The following is a 14,488-nucleotide window of genomic DNA, read 5'->3' on the forward strand; positions in this document are numbered from 1 at the left end:
CGTCCTTGTAGACGCGGCCGCTGACGCGCGACCCGTAGGAACGGCCGAACAGGCTCATCGCGAGCTCGGTGCGTCCCGCACCCATGAGGCCCGCGACGCCGACGATCTCACCGCGGCGCACGCTGAGCGAGGCGCTGTCGACGACGCGGCGGGTCTGGTCGATCGGGTGGTGGACGGTCCACTCCTCGATGCGCAGGACCTCCTCGCCGATGTTCGGCGTGTGGTCCGGGAACCGGTTGTCGAGCGAGCGCCCGACCATGCCCCGGATGATGCGCTCCTCGCTGACCTTCTCGTCGCCGCGCATCTCGAGCGTCTCGATGGTCTTGCCGTCGCGGAGGATCGTGATGGAGTCGGAGATGCGGGCGATCTCGTTCAGCTTGTGGCTGATCATGATCGAGGTGATGCCCTTGCCCTGCAGGCCCTTGAGCAGGTCCAGCAGGTGGTTGGAGTCCTCGTCGTTGAGCGCGGCGGTCGGCTCGTCGAGGATGAGGAGCTTGACCTCCTTGCTCAGCGCCTTGGCGATCTCGACGAGCTGCTGCTTGCCGATGCCGAGGTTCTTGACCGCCGTGAGGGGGTTCTCCCGCAGCCCCACGCGCGCCATCAGGTCGATGGCCCGGCTGTTCGCCTCGTCCCAGTTGATCACGCCGCGGGTCGCGGTCTCGTTGCCGAGGAAGATGTTCTCGGCGATCGAGAGCTCCGGGATCAGCGCCAGCTCCTGGTGGATGATGACGATGCCGGCCGCCTCGCTCTGCCGGATGTTCGAGAACTCGACGGGCTGTCCCTCGTAGACGATCTCGCCCTCGTAGGTCCCGTGCGGGTGGACACCGCTCAGCACCTTCATCAGCGTCGACTTGCCGGCGCCGTTCTCACCGCAGATGGCGTGGATCTCGCCACGCACGACGGCGAGGTTGACGTCCGACAGCGCCAGCACGCCGGGGAAGCGCTTGGTGATCGAGCGCATCTCCAGGATCGGCTGGGCCATGGGGCCACCTCCTCGGTGGTTCAGGGTTGGTAGCCCGCGGGCGGGCCCGGGGTCGCCAGGCCCGCCCGCGGGAGGATCACTTCAGCTCGTCCGCGGTGTAGTAGCCCGTGTCGACGAGAGCCGTCTGCACGTTCTCCTTGGTGACGAGCACCGGGTCGAGGAGGTACGACGGGACGACCTTGACGCCGTTGTCGTACGTCTCGGTGTCGTTGACCTCGGGCTCGTCGCCCGCGCTGAGGGCCTTGATCATGTTGACGGTGACCTCGGCGAGGTCGCGGGTGTCCTTGAACACCGTGGAGTACTGCTCACCGGCCATGATCGACTTGACCGACTGCACCTCGGCGTCCTGACCGGTCACGATCGGCAGGTCCTTGCCACCGGGGCCGTAGCCGTTGCCCTGGAGCGCGGCGATGATGCCGAGCGAGAGGCCGTCGTAGGGCGAGAGGACGCCCTGGACGGTCTTGGAGGCGTAGGTCTTGGTGAGGATGTCCTCCATGCGCTTCTGGGCCGTGGCGGGGTCCCACCGCAGGATCGCGGCCTGCTCGAAGTCGGTCTGACCCGAGGGCACCACGATGTCGCCGGAGTCGATCATCGGCTGCAGGATCGACATGGCGCCGTTCCAGAAGAACGTCGCGTTGTTGTCGTCGGGCGAGCCCGCGAACAGCTCGACGTTGTAGGGGCCGTCGCCCTTGGCCTTGAGGCCGTCGACCAGCGACTGCGCCTGGATGACGCCGACCTGGAAGTTGTCGAACGTCGTGTAGTAGCTGACGGCGTCGGACTCCCGGATCAGGCGGTCGTACGAGATGATGTCGATGTCCTGGCTGGCGGCGGTGTCGAGCACGTCGCCCAGCGCGGTGCCGTCGATCGCTGCGATGACCAGCATGTCGACGCCCTTGGTGACCATGTTCTCGACCTGGGAGACCTGGGTCGGGATGTCGTCCTCGGCGTACTGCAGGTCGACCGAGTAGCCGGCGTCCTCGAGCTGCTTCTTGATGTTGTTGCCATCGGCGATCCAGCGCTCGGACGACTTGGTCGGCATCGCGACACCGATGGTCCCGCCGCCGCCGGAGCCGTCTTCGCCCTTCGAGTCGTCGTCGCCGCCGCACGCGGCGAGCGTCAGCGCAAGGCTGCCTGCGACGATCGTGGTGAGTAGCTTGCGCATGCACCTTCTCCAATTCACTACCTGGGGGCGCAGGTCCGTCCCGCACCCTGCTCCGGTCGCGGGGCCCATCACAGCCCCAGCGCCAGTCGGTGGTACGCCGCACTCCACCGCAGCTCCTTGGCCAGGCCGCGGATCGTGGTGTCGGCGTCGATCAGCACGAGCTCCGTGCCGGTCATCTCCGCGAGGTCGTCGAGGTGCTCGGCGCTGAGAGCGGTGGACAGCACCGTGTGGTGCGGCCCGCCGGCCATCAGCCAGGCCTCGGTCGACGTGCGGAGGTCGGGGGTCGGGCGCCACACGGCGCGCGCGACCGGGAGGTTCGGCAACGGCTCGGTCGGGGGAACGACCTCGATCTCGTTGCCGACGAAGCGGAACCGGTCGCCGAGGTCGGCGAAGCCGAGGACCACGCCCGCGCCGGGGGTGGCGTCGAAGACCAGGCGGACCGGGTCCTCGCGTCCGCCGATGCCCAGCGGGTGGATCTCCAGGCTCGGGCGGGCCTGCGCGATGCTCGGGCAGACCTCGAGCATGTGGGCGCCGAGGATCCGCTCCTCGCCGGGGACCAGGTGGTAGGTGTAGTCCTCCATGAAGGACGTGCCGCCCGGCAGTCCCTCGGCGGCGACCTTGAGGGTGCGCAGCAGGACCGAGGTCTTCCAGTCGCCCTCCGCGCCGAAGCCGTAACCGTCGGCCATCAAGCGCTGGACGGCCAGGCCCGGGAGCTGGCGCAGGCCACCGAGGTCCTCGAAGTTGGTGGTGAACGCCGTGAACCCGCCGTCGGTGAGGAACGTCCGCAGCGCCACCTCGATCCGGGCGCCGTAGCGCAGCGACTCGTGCCGCTCGCCGGAGGGCAGCAGCTCGGGGGCGACGTCGTAGGTGTCGGCGTACTCCTCGCAGAGCTTGTCGACGTCCACGTCGGCGACCGCGTCGACGACCGCGACCAGGTCGTTGACGCCCCAGGTGTTGACCGCGACGCCGAAGCGGCGCTCGGCCTCGACCTTGTCGCCGTCGGTGACCGCGACGTTGCGCATGTTGTCGCCGAACCGCGCGAGGCGCATGCCGGTCATCGCGTGCCGGCCCAGCGCGGCCCGTGCCCACACGCCGATCCGGCGCGCGACCTCCGGGTCCTCGACGTGGCCGGTGACCGTCTTGCGGACGACCCCCATCCGGGTCTGGACCGACGCGAACTCCCGGTCGCCGTGGGCGGCCTGGTTGAGGTTCATGAAGTCCATGTCGATCTCGGCCCACGGCAGCGCCTGGTTCGCCTGCGTGTGCAGGTGCAGCAGCGGCTTGCGGAGGGCGTCGAGCCCGGTGATCCACATCTTCGCGGGGCTGAACGTGTGCATCCACGCGATGACGCCGACGCACGCGTCGGTGGCGGTCGCGTCCAGGAGCGCCCGCCGGATCGAGTCGGTCTCGGTGAGGACGGGCTTGGCGACGACCCGCACCGGCAGGTGCGGCGAGGCGTCGAGCGCGGCCACGATCTGCGCAGCGTGCTCGGCGACCTGGTCGATGACCTCGGGCCCGTACAGGTGCTGGCTCCCGGTGAGGAACCAGATCTCGAGGTCTTGCGGCTGCTGGGTCACGCGACTCCTCCGGTCTGCTGCTGGGTCTGGCCGTACACGTTCTGGTAGCGGTCGTAGAGCGAGTCGACGTGCTCCTGCGCGATCGGGAGCGGCGCGCCGAGCTGCCGGGCGATGTGCACGGTGCGGGCGACGTCCTCGACCATGACGGCCGCCTTGACCGCCGACCGGGCGTCGCGCCCGACGGTGAACGGGCCGTGGTTCTGCATGAGCACGGCCGGCGACCGGCTCTCCCGGAGGGTCTCCACGATGCCGCGGCCGATCGAGTCGTCGCCGATCAGCGCGAACGGACCGATCGGGATCTCACCGCCGAACTCGTCGGCGGCCATCGTGAGCACGCACGGGACCGGCTCGCCGCGCGCGGCCCAGGCGGTGGCGTACGTCGAGTGGGTGTGCACGACCCCGCCGACCTCGGGCAGGTGCCGGTAGACGTAGGCGTGGGCCGCGGTGTCGGAGCTGGGCTGTCGCTCCCCCTCGACCAGGTTGCCGTCGAGGTCGCAGACGACCATCGCGTCGGCGTCGAGCTCGTCGTAGGAGACGCCCGAGGGCTTGATCACGAACAGGTCGGTGCCGGGCACCCGTCCCGAGACGTTGCCGGCGGTCCAGACGACGAGCTGGTAGCGGGTGAGCTCGGCGTGCAGGGCGGCGACCTCGGCCTGCAGCCGGCGGACGGCCTCGCGGCTCCCGGCCGGCACCCCGCTCACACCGCACCCCCGGCGTGCGCCTCGCGGCGGATCGCGCGCAGGCGGCGCATCACGTCGTTGGTGCCGCGACCGAAGTAGTCGTGGAGCTTGCGGTACTCCGCGAACAGCACGTCGTACGCCGCCGCCCGGGCCGGGTCCGGGTGGTAGGCACCGCGCTCGACGCCGCCCATCGCGGCGGACGCGGCGTGGATGTCGGGGTAGGCGCCGGCGGCGACCGCGGCGTGGATGGCCGACCCGAGCGCCGGGCCCTGCTCGGAGCGGATCACGGAGATCGGCATGTCGAGGACGTCGGCGTAGATCTGCATCAGCAGCGCGTTCTTGAGCAGCCCGCCGGCGGCGACGAACTCGGTGACGGGGACGCCCGAGCCCTCGAACGCCTCGACGATCACCCTGGTGCCGAAGGCCGTCGCCTCGATGAGCGCCCGGTAGATCTCCTCCGGGCGCGTCGACAGCGTCAGGCCCAGGATCAGGCCGCTCAGCTCGTGGTCGACGAGCACGGACCGGTTGCCGCTGTGCCAGTCGAGGGCGAGCAGGCCGTGCTCGCCGACGGCCTGCGCCGCGGCCTTCTCGGTCAGCAGCTCGTGCACGTCGAGCCCGCGGGCCGCGGCCTCCTCGGCGTACGACGCGGGGACCGCGTTGGTGACGAACCAGTTGAAGATGTCGCCGACGCCGGACTGGCCGGCCTCGTAGCCCCACAGGCCCGGGGTGACGCCGCCGTCGACGACGCCGCACATGCCGGGGACCTCGCGGAGCACCCCGCCGTTCATGATGTGGCAGGTCGAGGTGCCCATGATCGCGAGCATCTGGCCGGCCTCGGTGGACTGCGCAGCGGGCGCGGTGACGTGGGCGTCGACGTTGCCGACCGCGACGACGATGCCGGCGGGCAGACCGGTCCACGCGGCGGCCTGCTCGGTGAGCCGGCCGGCGGGGGTGCCGAGCTGGCCCGAGACGGGCTGCAGCAGGTCGTCGACGAAGCCGGCGAAGTCGGGGTGCAGCTCGGCGAGGAAGTCGCGGGTCGGGTAGGTCCCGTCCTGGAAGATGCCCTTGTAGCCGGCCGTGCAGGCGTTGCGGACGTAGCGGCCGCACAGCTGCCACACGATCCAGTCGGCCGCCTCGACCCAGTGGGCGGTGGCGCGGTAGATCTCCGGGCTCTCCTCGAGCAGCTGCAGGCCCTTGGCGAACTCCCACTCCGAGGAGATCAGGCCGCCGTACCGCGGCAGCCACGCCTCGCCGCGCTTGGCCGCGAGGGCGTTGATCCGGTCGGCCTGGGGCTGCGCCGCGTGGTGCTTCCAGAGCTTGACGTAGGCGTGCGGCTCGCCGGCGTTGCCCTCGACCTCGTTGAGCGGCGTGCCGTCCTCGGTGGTCGGCACCATCGTGCAGGCGGTGAAGTCGGTGCCGATCGCGATGACCTGCGCCGGGTCGGCGGCTGCCGCCTCGAGGGCGGCGGGGACGGCGATGCGCAGCACGTCGATGTAGTCGGCCGGCACCTGGAGCGCCCAGTCGGGGCCCAGCGGGGTGCCGTCGGGCAGCTGGCGGTCCAAGACGCCGTGGGGGTACTCGTGGGTGGCCGAGCCCAGCTCGGCACCGTCCTCGACCCGGACGACGACCGCCCGACCGGACAGGGTGCCGTAGTCCACGCCGACCACGAGCTCGGGGCGCCTGTCTGCAGCCACGGGCGGGTCACCTCCTTGTGACGACCGTCATGTTTGTGAGCGTTCACATGAGTGTGAGCGCTCACATTGCCGTCGTCAAGGGGTGCACCGAAGTTGGGGACGAAAGGTCTCGTCCACCGGGACATTGGTCAGATCACGCCCAGATCACGGCGCCGATCGAGGCAGCGTCGGCGGCACGCCCGAGTGGCTCCTGGGCTGCGGTTTGGTCACCAACCACGGATGGGAGCGCTCCCGGAGTGCGGTTGGTGACCAAACGACGGATCGGCCGGCCCGAGCGATCTCGGCGAGCCGGCGAGCGCCGACGAGCGATGGGTCAGGTGACCGGCACCCGCGGCGAGGACGTCGAGGAGCGCACCACGAGCGTCGTGGGCACCAGGTCGACGGACGCCTCGCGCTCCCCGGCCAGCGCCCGCTCCAGCACGCTCATCGCGCGGACACCGAGCTCGACGAAGTCCTGACGCACCGAGGTCAGGGGCGGGTCGAGGTACGCCGACTCCGGCAGGTCGTCGAACCCGACGATCGAGACGTCGTCGGGGATGCGCCGGCCGGCCTCGCGCAGCGCCGCGTTCACCCCCATCGCCATCTGGTCGTTGGCCGCGAAGATCGCGGTCACGTCCGGGTCGCGCGCCAACGAGACGCCGGCGTCGTACCCGCTGCGCGCGCTCCAGTCGCCGCCCCACCGCAGCGGCGGCACCTCGCGGCCCCACGCCTCGAGCTCGAGCCGCCAGCCGTCCACCCGGGCCGAGGCCTCGGCCCAGCCGGGCGGGCCGGCGACGTGCACGACGGTGCGGTGCCCGAGCTCGAGCAGGTGGCGGGTGGCGAGCTGGCCGCCTTGGACGTTGTCGATGCCGACGGTCAGGGGCAGCCGGGAGAGGTCGCCCTCGACGACCACGGTCGGCACCTCCAGATCGGCGCTCTTGGCGAACCGCAGCATCGACTCGTGCGGGATGATCAGCACCACCGCCTCGACGCCGAGCTGCAACAGCTCCTCCACGCCCTCGCGGGTGTCCTCCTCGGTGAGCGCGTGCAGGGTGCTCACCGCGAGGCGGTAGCCGACCCGCCGGGCCGCCGCGTCCAGGGCGAGCAGCACCTGCTGCGGACCGTGGTGACTGGTGCCCCAGGTCGCGACGCCGATCAGCCGCGAGTGCTTCGAGGCGAGCAGCCGCGCCGACCGGTTCGGCCGATAGCCGAGGTCGACGATCGCCGCCTGCACGCGGGAGGCGGTCTCCGGCCGGACGCTCGGCGCGTTGTTGATCACCCGCGAGACCGTCTGGTGGGAGACCCCCGCGCGGGCCGCCACGTCGGCCATCGTGGGATGGCGCTTCGGGCTCCTCGCGGGCATGGTCGAAGGCTACGCGTACGGACCTCGCGAGCGGCTCAGGCCCGCTTGGTGGCGGCCTTCTTCGTGGTGGTCTTCTTGGCTGGCGCCTTCTTCGCGGCGGCCTTCTTCGTCGTGGCCTTCTTGGCGGCGGTCTTCTTCGCGCCCCGCTTGGCGGCCTTCTTCGCCGGGCCCTTCGCGCGCCGCTCGGCGAGCAGCTCGGCTGCCCGCTCGATCGTGATGGACTCGACCGAGTCCTCCTTGCGCAGCGTCGCGTTGTACTCGCCGTCGGTGACGTACTCGCCGAACCGGCCCGCCTTCACCACGACCGGCTGGCCGGACACCGGGTCGTTGCCGAGCTCCTTGAGCGGCGCCGCCGCTGCCGCCCGGCCGCGCTGCTTGGGCTGGGCGTAGATCCGCAGCGCCTCCTCGAGCGTGATCGTGAGCAGCTGGTCCTCCGACGCGAGGGAGCGGGAGTCCGTGCCCTTCTTCAGGTACGGGCCGTAGCGGCCGTTCTGGGCGGTGATCTCCTCGCCGTCCTCGGCGGTCCCGACCACCCGAGGCAGCGAGAGCAGCTTGAGCGCGTCGTCGAGGGTGACCGTGTCCAAGGACATCGACTTGAACAGCGACCCGGTGCGGGGCTTGGCACCCTTGGGCGCGTCCTCGGGGAGCACCTCGGTGACATAGGGACCGAAGCGGCCGTTCTTGGCGACGATCTCCAGCCCGGACTCGGGGTGCCGGCCGAGCTGGATCTCCTCGCCGGCCGGGTTGGCGAGCAGCTCCTTGGCCTTCTCGACCGTGAGCTCGTCGGGAGGCAGGTCGTCGGGCACGTTGGCGCGGCGGGCGTACGGCGTACCGTCCTCGTCGGGGCCCTCCAGGTAGGGGCCGTAGCGGCCGACCCTCAGATGGATGCCCGAGTCCGGGCCGCCGACCGGGAAGGTCGCCAGCTCGCGGGCGTCGATCTCGCCGAGGCCGTCCACGAGCGGCTTGAGCCCGATGACGCTGTCGGAGCCGTAGTAGAACTCGCCCAGCTCCGACTGCAGGTCCTTGCGCCCGGCGGCGATCTCGTCGAGCACGTCCTCCATGCCGGCGGTGAACTCGTAGGACACCTGCCGCGGGAAGTGCTCCTCGAGCAGCCGGGTCACCGAGAACGCCAGCCACGCCGGCACCAGCGCGGTGCCCTTCTTGTAGACGTAGCCGCGGTTGAGGATCGTGCCGATGATCGAGGCGTACGTCGAGGGCCGGCCGATCTCGCGGTCCTCCAGCTCCTTGATCAGCGTCGCCTCGGTGTAGCGGGCCGGCGGCTTGGTCTCGTGGCCGTTGGCCGCCAGGGACGCGGCCGAGACGGCGTCGCCCTCGTGGAGGTCGGGCAGCGGCACCTGGTCGTCGTCGCTGCGCTTGCCGCCCTCGGTGCCCTCGACGTAGGCCTTGAGGAACCCGTGGAACGTGATCACGCGGCCGGACGCCGCGAACACCACGTCGCGGCCGTCGGCGGCCGCCCCGCCGATGCGCACGGAGACGGACTGGCCGACGGCGTCCTTCATCTGCGACGCGACGGTGCGCATCCAGATCAGCTCGTAGAGCCGGAACTGGTCCCCGGTCAGGCCGGTCTGCGCCGGGGTGCGGAAGGAGTCGCCCGCGGGCCGGATCGCCTCGTGCGCCTCCTGGGCGTTCTTGACCTTGCTGGCGTAGGTGCGCGGCGCGTCGGGGAGGTACTCGGCGCCGTACAGCTCGCGCACCTGCGCCCGCGCCGCCCCGACCGCGGCGTCGGAGAGCGTGGTGGAGTCGGTGCGCATGTAGGTGATGAAGCCGTTCTCGTAGAGCCGCTGCGCGACCGACATCGTCACCGAGGCGCTCATGCCAAGCTTGCGGCTGGCCTCCTGCTGGAGCGTGGTGGTGCGGAACGGCGCGTACGGCGAGCGCCGGTAGGGCTTGGCCTCGACCGATCGGACGTCGTACGTCGTGTCCGCGAGCGCGGTCACCAGCGCCTCGGCGGCGGCGCGGTCCAGGTGGACCCGCTCGCCCTTCTTGCTCTTGAGCAGGCCGTCGGCCCCGAAGTCCGACCCGCCCGCGACCCGGCCGCCGTCGATGGAGTGGAGCTTGGCCGGGAACATCCGGGGCTCCTTGCTCGCCCCGGCGTCGAAGGTGCCCTCGAGGTCCCAGTAGGACGCGACCCGGAACGCCATCCGCTCCCGCTCGCGGTCGACCACCAGCCGGGTGGCGACCGACTGCACGCGGCCGGCGGAGAGGCCGGACATGACCTTCTTCCACAGCACCGGGCTGACCTCGTAGCCGTAGAGACGGTCGAGGATGCGGCGCGCCTCCTGGGCCTCGACGAGGTCCATGTCGAGGTCGCGGGGGTGCTCGGCGGCGGCGAGGATCGCCGGCTTGGTGATCTCGTGGAAGACCATCCGCTTGACCGGGATGCCCTTGGGCTTGAGCTCGTCGAGCAGGTGCCAGGCGATGGCCTCGCCCTCGCGGTCCTCATCGGTGGCGAGGTAGAGCTCGTCGGCCTCCTTGAGCAGGGTCTTGAGCTTGGAGATGTGCGACTTCTTGTCGCGCGGCACCACGTAGTAGGGCTCGAAGCCGTTGTCGACGTCGACGGCGAGCCGGCCCCACGGCTTGTCCTTGATCTTCGCCGGGGTGTCCGCGGCGCTCTGCGGGAGGTCGCGAATGTGGCCGATCGAGGACTCGACGACATAGCCCTGGCCGAGGTACCCGCCGATCGTGCGGGCCTTCGCCGGCGACTCGACGATGACCAACTTGTGGGCCACTGCTCTTCTCTCTCCTGCTGGACGGGCTCGGGTCTCCCGAAAGTACGTGCGGCTGGACACGGTAGCGCGTGTCGGTCACGGCCCCGTCCGGAGCGTCCGTCAACGTTTCGCACCGGTCCCCCGTCAAGGGACAGTAGATGAGCGGCGGACGACCCTCGGGAGGGCCTGGATGCAAGCCGGCACGGACACGGACTTCGCGGACTTCGCGGCGCTGCAGAGCGCGCCGCTGCTGGGCTTCGCGCACGCCCTGACGGCGAACCCGCACGATGCGTGGGACCTGACCCAGGAGACGTTGGCGCGCGTCGCCGAGCGGTGGGGCCGGACCCGGCTCGAGCAGCCGGCGGCGTACGCCCGGACGGTGATGGTGCGGCTCAACATCGACCGGATCCGCCGGCTGCGCCGCGAGCTCCCGCTCGTGGGCACGCCGAGCGAGGAGGCGCCGCTCGAGGTCGTGGGCGAGATCGACGCGTGGCTGGTCGAGGCGCTCGCGACGCTCACTCCGCGCCAGCGCACCGCCCTGGCCCTGCGCTACGTCGAGGACCTCGACGTCCGCGGCATCGCCGAGCGGATGGGCTGCTCGGAAGGAACCGTGAAGAGCCAACTGTCCCGCGGGACCGAGCGGCTGCGACATCACGCGCGCGAGCACGGCCCGCTGCGCACCACCGTCACACGAGAGGACTGAGCTGGATGAACGCGGAGCAGATGACCGAGCAGCAGATCAAGGACGGCTACGCGCGCCTCGACGCCGCCCTGGCCCCGCCGGTGGACGTGGCCCGGCGCGTCGAGCGGCGGGTGTCCGTACGCCGCCGGCGCCGGCGCACCGGGATCGTCGCCGGCACGCTGGCCGCCGCGGTCGTCGCGGGCGGTGCGGTGGTCGCGGCCACGTCGGGCGACGGCGGGCCGGGCGACACCGTCGCGGTCGATCAGCCGAGCGGGCCCGTCAGCACCCTCGTGCTGACCCGGCCCGACGGCTCGACGTACGCGTTCGACGACGTCACGATCAGCTGCGATCCACCGAAGACCACCGACGGCCAGCCGATGGGCGACCCGCGGAAGGGCCGGATCTGGGCCTACAGCCCGATCGCGTTCGACGGCGACCTGGAGAAGGACCCGGTGCTGCGTCAGCCGTTCGTCTACGTCGAGGGCCGGGTGGCGCAGCTGCAGGACGAGCCGACCTTCACCTTCCCGCTCGATCACCCGGCGCGGTCGTCCGACGACCTCCCGATCCTGCTGTTCATGGCCGACACCGAGGGCGCGAAGGACGGCAACGAGGTCTCGAGCGACGCGGGCGGCCAGACGGGAACGGTGCGGGTGCTCGAGGCCGCCTGCGACCCCGTCCCGGTGCTGCGACTCGAGGTGGACGCGACCCTCGGCAGCGAGGAGGGCAAGCAGGCCCTCGACCTCGCGGGCGCGCTGGACTGAGACCGTCGCCGCGGGCTGTGGATGACGACGCCGGATCGGGGGTGGGGCGTGCCAGCGTGGGCGCCCCATCCCGATCGGAGGTCCGATGCACCCCTATGACTACCCCTATGCCGGCTTCGAGAGCTACGGCGAGGAGCCGCGGCTCGACCGGGTGACCCACCTGGTCTTCGTCGACGGCCGCCTCGTCGACACCTGGCGCGAGCCGGCGATCGGCACCCAGTGGGAGGCGGTCGCACTGCGGCACGACCGGGAGGCGCGGCCGCCCGAGCCGCCCCCGCCGGCGCCGCACGAGCGCGTGCGGCAGTGGCTGATCGGGGTCTGCGGTGGCGCCGCTGCCGTCGACCGGCTCACCGACGAGCCGCTGACCGACGATCGCATCGACCTGCCGACCGAGTACCCGCACCCCGCCGACCGGGAGCGCGTCGAGGCGACCGCCGACCTCCTCGACGCGGTCGCCGAGCGTTGCTTCGACGCGGAGACGTCCTACGCCTTCCGCCACGCCCTGCTCGCGCTGTGGGCGGACGACCCGGAGGTGGTCACCCGGGCCGCGACCGCGGGCCACGTGGCCGGCGGCATCTGTTGGGTGGTCGGCAAGGCCAACGGCCTGTTCAGCCCGGTGGGCGGGCTGCGCGTCGGGGTGGTGCAGCAGGCGCTCGCCCTCCGCTCGCCCGCGTCGGGGTACGGCACCACCGTCCGGTCCGCGCTGATCGGGTTCCGCGACCCCGTCGGGCGGTGGGGGCGGCCGGGCGGCGTCCCGGATCTGCTCGAGCTGGGTCGCCCCGACCTCCTGCTGGGCGGGACGCGGGCACGGCTCATCCGGATCCGCGACCGGGCCCGCGCCGCGGCCGCCGCCGCGTGACCCGCCGCGTGACCCGCCGACCGACCCGCCGACCGACCCGCCGTCCGAGGCGGGTCAGGCGAGCAGGAAGCCCTCGGCGACCAGGGAGCGCGCGACGGGCAGGTACTCCTCGCGCGTGGCGGCGGCATCGCGGTCGAGCAACCGGGCGATCGCCTCGAGGATCTGACCGACGCTCAGCTCACCGTCGCAGGCCCCCGCGAGCGCCGCCTCGACGGTGTCGACCTGCCGGGCCCGCCGCAGGCCTCGCTGCTGGCGCAGCACGACGGCCTCCGGGTCCGCAGCTCCCGGCTGCCCCCTGGTCTCCTGCACGACGTCCGAGCGCAGCCGCAGGTGGCTGTCGAGGTCGACGACGGCGTCCCTGGCAGCCGCCCAGCCCGAGATCGCCGGCGCGATCGGCTGCTCCACGTCGTAGGGCCACGAGACGAGCTCGCGCGCATCGCCGCCGCTGCGGCGCAGGTTGATCCAGCCGAAGCCGACCGCCTCGATGCCCTGGTCCTCGAACCACGACAGCCAGGTGTCGTAGCGCACGAGGTAGTCCGCCGACCCGTGCAGGCCCGCGTCCTTGAGCCAGAGCTCGACGTACGCCGCCGGGTCGACCAGCTCGCGCTGCACGACCAAGGCGTCGCAGCCGTCCGGGACCCAGCCCGCGATCCGCTCCTCCCAGGCCCCGCCCGTGGGGACGACCCAGTTCGCGAGCACCTGGCACCACCCGCCGTCGGTGAGGTGCTCGGGCGCGGTCCGGACGATGTGCTCGACGACGCGGTCGCCGGGCAGGCCGGAGTCGCGGTAGACCAGTCGTTCGCCGGTGGCCGGAGAGATCACGAACGGAGGATTGGTCACGACGAGGTCGAACACCTCCCGGGCGACCGGCTCGAAGAACGAGCCGGCCCGGACGTCGACCGGGGACTCGACCGCGTTGAGTGCGAGGTTGAAGCGGGCCAGGCGCAGGGCCCGCTGGTTGACGTCGGTCGCGACGACCTCGGCGCTGTGGCGGGCCAGGTGCAGGGCCTGGACGCCGCACCCGGTGCCGAGATCGAGCGCGCGGCCGACCGGGTCGCGGAGCGTGAGCTGGGCGAGCGAGGTCGAGGCGGCACTGATGCCCAGCACGTGCTCGGGTCCCACCCGGCCACTGCCGCCGTCGAGGCCGGGGGTCAGGTCGGAGACGACCCACAGGTGCTGGTCGTCGGTGGCGTAGGGCCGCACGTCCAGGCGCGCGGCGACCTCGCCGACCGTCTGCTCCAAGAAGCCCTCCGCGGCGAGCCGGTCCACCAGCCCCGGCAGGGCCCGTTGCGCCGCCGCCAGCCCGACCGGCGCCTGCAGGAGGAACAGCCGGATCAGGGTCTCCAACGGCCAGCCGCCGGTCGTACGCCGCAGGCCGGGCGTCGTCTCGTTGCGCCCGAGCGCGGCGTGCGCCTCGGCCCCGAGGACCTCGGCCACGGCGTCGTAGGTGAACCCGGCCATCACGAGAGCGGCTCGCAGTCGCTCGGGGAGCTCCGAGATCGAGGGAGCTGTCACGCTCCCGAGCCTATGCCTCCGTCCCCCGCGACCACCCCAGGCCCCGATGGCCCGGACGGACTAGACCAGAGCGGAGGTCGGGCGCCAACCCCGAAGAACCCGTGGTGTTCGGGACCTTGGTCCCTTTACATTCCCACCACGGCGGCCTTCGGGAGGGAGGCCGGCACGGTGAGGGGAGTGTCGGTATGCACAGCACGACCAGGCAGAGGATCGCTCGCACCTTCGGAGCGCTCGCGATCACGGCGCTCGTCACCGCCGGTCTGGCGGTCTCCACGGCGACCCCGTCCCAGGGAGCCGCTCCGCCGTCGGCAGTCGACGGCCGGCGCGCCGGCCTGCCCGTGCTCTCGGGGTCCGGCGTTGCCGGCACACCCCTCAGCGTGCTCGTCGACGGGCTGGCCACGCTGCTGCCCGTGCAGTGGTTGCGTGACGGCACGCCGATCCCCGGGGCGACCGGCGGCACCTACATCCCCGGGCTGTCCGACGTCGGCCACCAGATCAGCGCGCT

12 protein-coding genes are annotated in these 14,488 nt (G+C 71.9%); 4 read left to right on the forward strand and 8 right to left on the reverse strand.

Features of this window, described 5'->3' with window-relative positions:
- The 7 genes from VGD85_RS05230 to topA form a co-directional block, all read right to left on the reverse strand.
- Nucleotides 1–982, reverse strand: a 982-nt coding sequence (locus tag VGD85_RS05230) for an ATP-binding cassette domain-containing protein (protein WP_331062388.1), incomplete at its 3' end; no start/stop codon positions are given.
- A gap of 76 nt (nt 983–1,058) precedes the next feature.
- Nucleotides 1,059–2,144: a multiple monosaccharide ABC transporter substrate-binding protein gene (gene chvE, locus VGD85_RS05235; protein WP_331062389.1), complete on the reverse strand. Its 1,086-nt coding sequence runs from the start codon at nt 2,142–2,144 to the stop codon at nt 1,059–1,061.
- A 68-nt stretch (nt 2,145–2,212) separates the two neighbouring features.
- Entirely contained in the window at nt 2,213–3,721 is a 1,509-nt protein-coding gene (araA, locus tag VGD85_RS05240) for an L-arabinose isomerase (RefSeq protein WP_331062390.1), read from the reverse strand.
- Complete coding sequence (locus tag VGD85_RS05245) at nt 3,718–4,422, reverse strand: L-ribulose-5-phosphate 4-epimerase (RefSeq protein WP_331062391.1); 705 nt, start codon at nt 4,420–4,422, stop codon at nt 3,718–3,720. The genes araA and VGD85_RS05245 overlap by 4 nt, the downstream gene beginning before the upstream one ends.
- Nucleotides 4,419–6,095 carry a ribulokinase gene (gene araB, locus VGD85_RS05250; protein WP_331062392.1) on the reverse strand — a complete coding sequence of 559 codons (1,677 nt, stop codon included), beginning with the start codon at nt 6,093–6,095 and terminating at the stop codon, nt 4,419–4,421. Before araB ends, VGD85_RS05245 begins: the two co-directional genes overlap by 4 nt.
- Before the next feature lie 313 nt (nt 6,096–6,408).
- Nucleotides 6,409–7,437: a LacI family DNA-binding transcriptional regulator gene (locus VGD85_RS05255; protein ID WP_331062393.1), complete on the reverse strand. Its 1,029-nt coding sequence runs from the start codon at nt 7,435–7,437 to the stop codon at nt 6,409–6,411.
- 35 nt (nt 7,438–7,472) lie between these two features.
- Nucleotides 7,473–10,187, reverse strand: a complete 2,715-nt coding sequence (gene topA, locus VGD85_RS05260) for a type I DNA topoisomerase (RefSeq protein ID WP_331062394.1) — start codon at nt 10,185–10,187, stop codon at nt 7,473–7,475.
- Between the two features lie 169 nt (nt 10,188–10,356).
- On the opposite strand from topA, the gene VGD85_RS05265 reads away from it, so the two are divergent.
- The 3 genes from VGD85_RS05265 to VGD85_RS05275 all read left to right on the forward strand — a co-directional run bounded on the left by VGD85_RS05265 (nt 10,357) and on the right by VGD85_RS05275 (nt 12,468).
- A complete protein-coding gene (locus VGD85_RS05265; RefSeq protein ID WP_331062395.1) occupies nt 10,357–10,869 on the forward strand; it encodes an RNA polymerase sigma factor in 513 nt (170 codons plus the stop codon).
- A gap of 5 nt (nt 10,870–10,874) precedes the next feature.
- Nucleotides 10,875–11,609 carry a hypothetical protein gene (locus tag VGD85_RS05270; RefSeq protein ID WP_331062396.1) on the forward strand — a complete coding sequence of 245 codons (735 nt, stop codon included), beginning with the start codon at nt 10,875–10,877 and terminating at the stop codon, nt 11,607–11,609.
- A gap of 85 nt (nt 11,610–11,694) precedes the next feature.
- Nucleotides 11,695–12,468 (forward strand): hypothetical protein, encoded by a 774-nt coding sequence (locus tag VGD85_RS05275; protein WP_331062397.1) that lies wholly within the window; start codon nt 11,695–11,697, stop codon nt 12,466–12,468.
- A 54-nt stretch (nt 12,469–12,522) separates the two neighbouring features.
- Here VGD85_RS05275 and VGD85_RS05280 read toward each other — a convergent pair whose 3' ends face one another.
- The gene (locus tag VGD85_RS05280) at nt 12,523–13,983 is read right to left on the reverse strand and encodes a DUF7059 domain-containing protein (RefSeq protein WP_331062398.1); all 1,461 of its coding nucleotides are present in this window, start codon (nt 13,981–13,983) and stop codon (nt 12,523–12,525) included.
- A 185-nt stretch (nt 13,984–14,168) separates the two neighbouring features.
- On the opposite strand from VGD85_RS05280, the gene VGD85_RS05285 reads away from it, so the two are divergent.
- Nucleotides 14,169–14,488: hypothetical protein (locus VGD85_RS05285; protein WP_331062399.1), on the forward strand; the 320-nt coding region annotated here is incomplete at its 3' end.

The sequence above is a fragment of the Nocardioides sp. genome (genome assembly GCF_036401255.1).
GTDB lineage: Bacteria > Actinomycetota > Actinomycetes > Propionibacteriales > Nocardioidaceae > Nocardioides.

Excerpts from the sequence above, each read along its gene's own strand:
- chvE (WP_331062389.1), bottom strand. The coding sequence starts at position 2,144 with ATGCGCAAGCTACTCACCACGATCGTCGCAGGCAGCCTTGCGCTGACG.
- VGD85_RS05255 (WP_331062393.1), bottom strand. The coding sequence starts at position 7,437 with ATGCCCGCGAGGAGCCCGAAGCGCCATCCCACGATGGCCGACGTGGCG.
- VGD85_RS05265 (WP_331062395.1), top strand. The coding sequence starts at position 10,357 with ATGCAAGCCGGCACGGACACGGACTTCGCGGACTTCGCGGCGCTGCAG.
- VGD85_RS05270 (WP_331062396.1), top strand. The coding sequence starts at position 10,875 with ATGAACGCGGAGCAGATGACCGAGCAGCAGATCAAGGACGGCTACGCG.
- VGD85_RS05275 (WP_331062397.1), top strand. The coding sequence starts at position 11,695 with ATGCACCCCTATGACTACCCCTATGCCGGCTTCGAGAGCTACGGCGAG.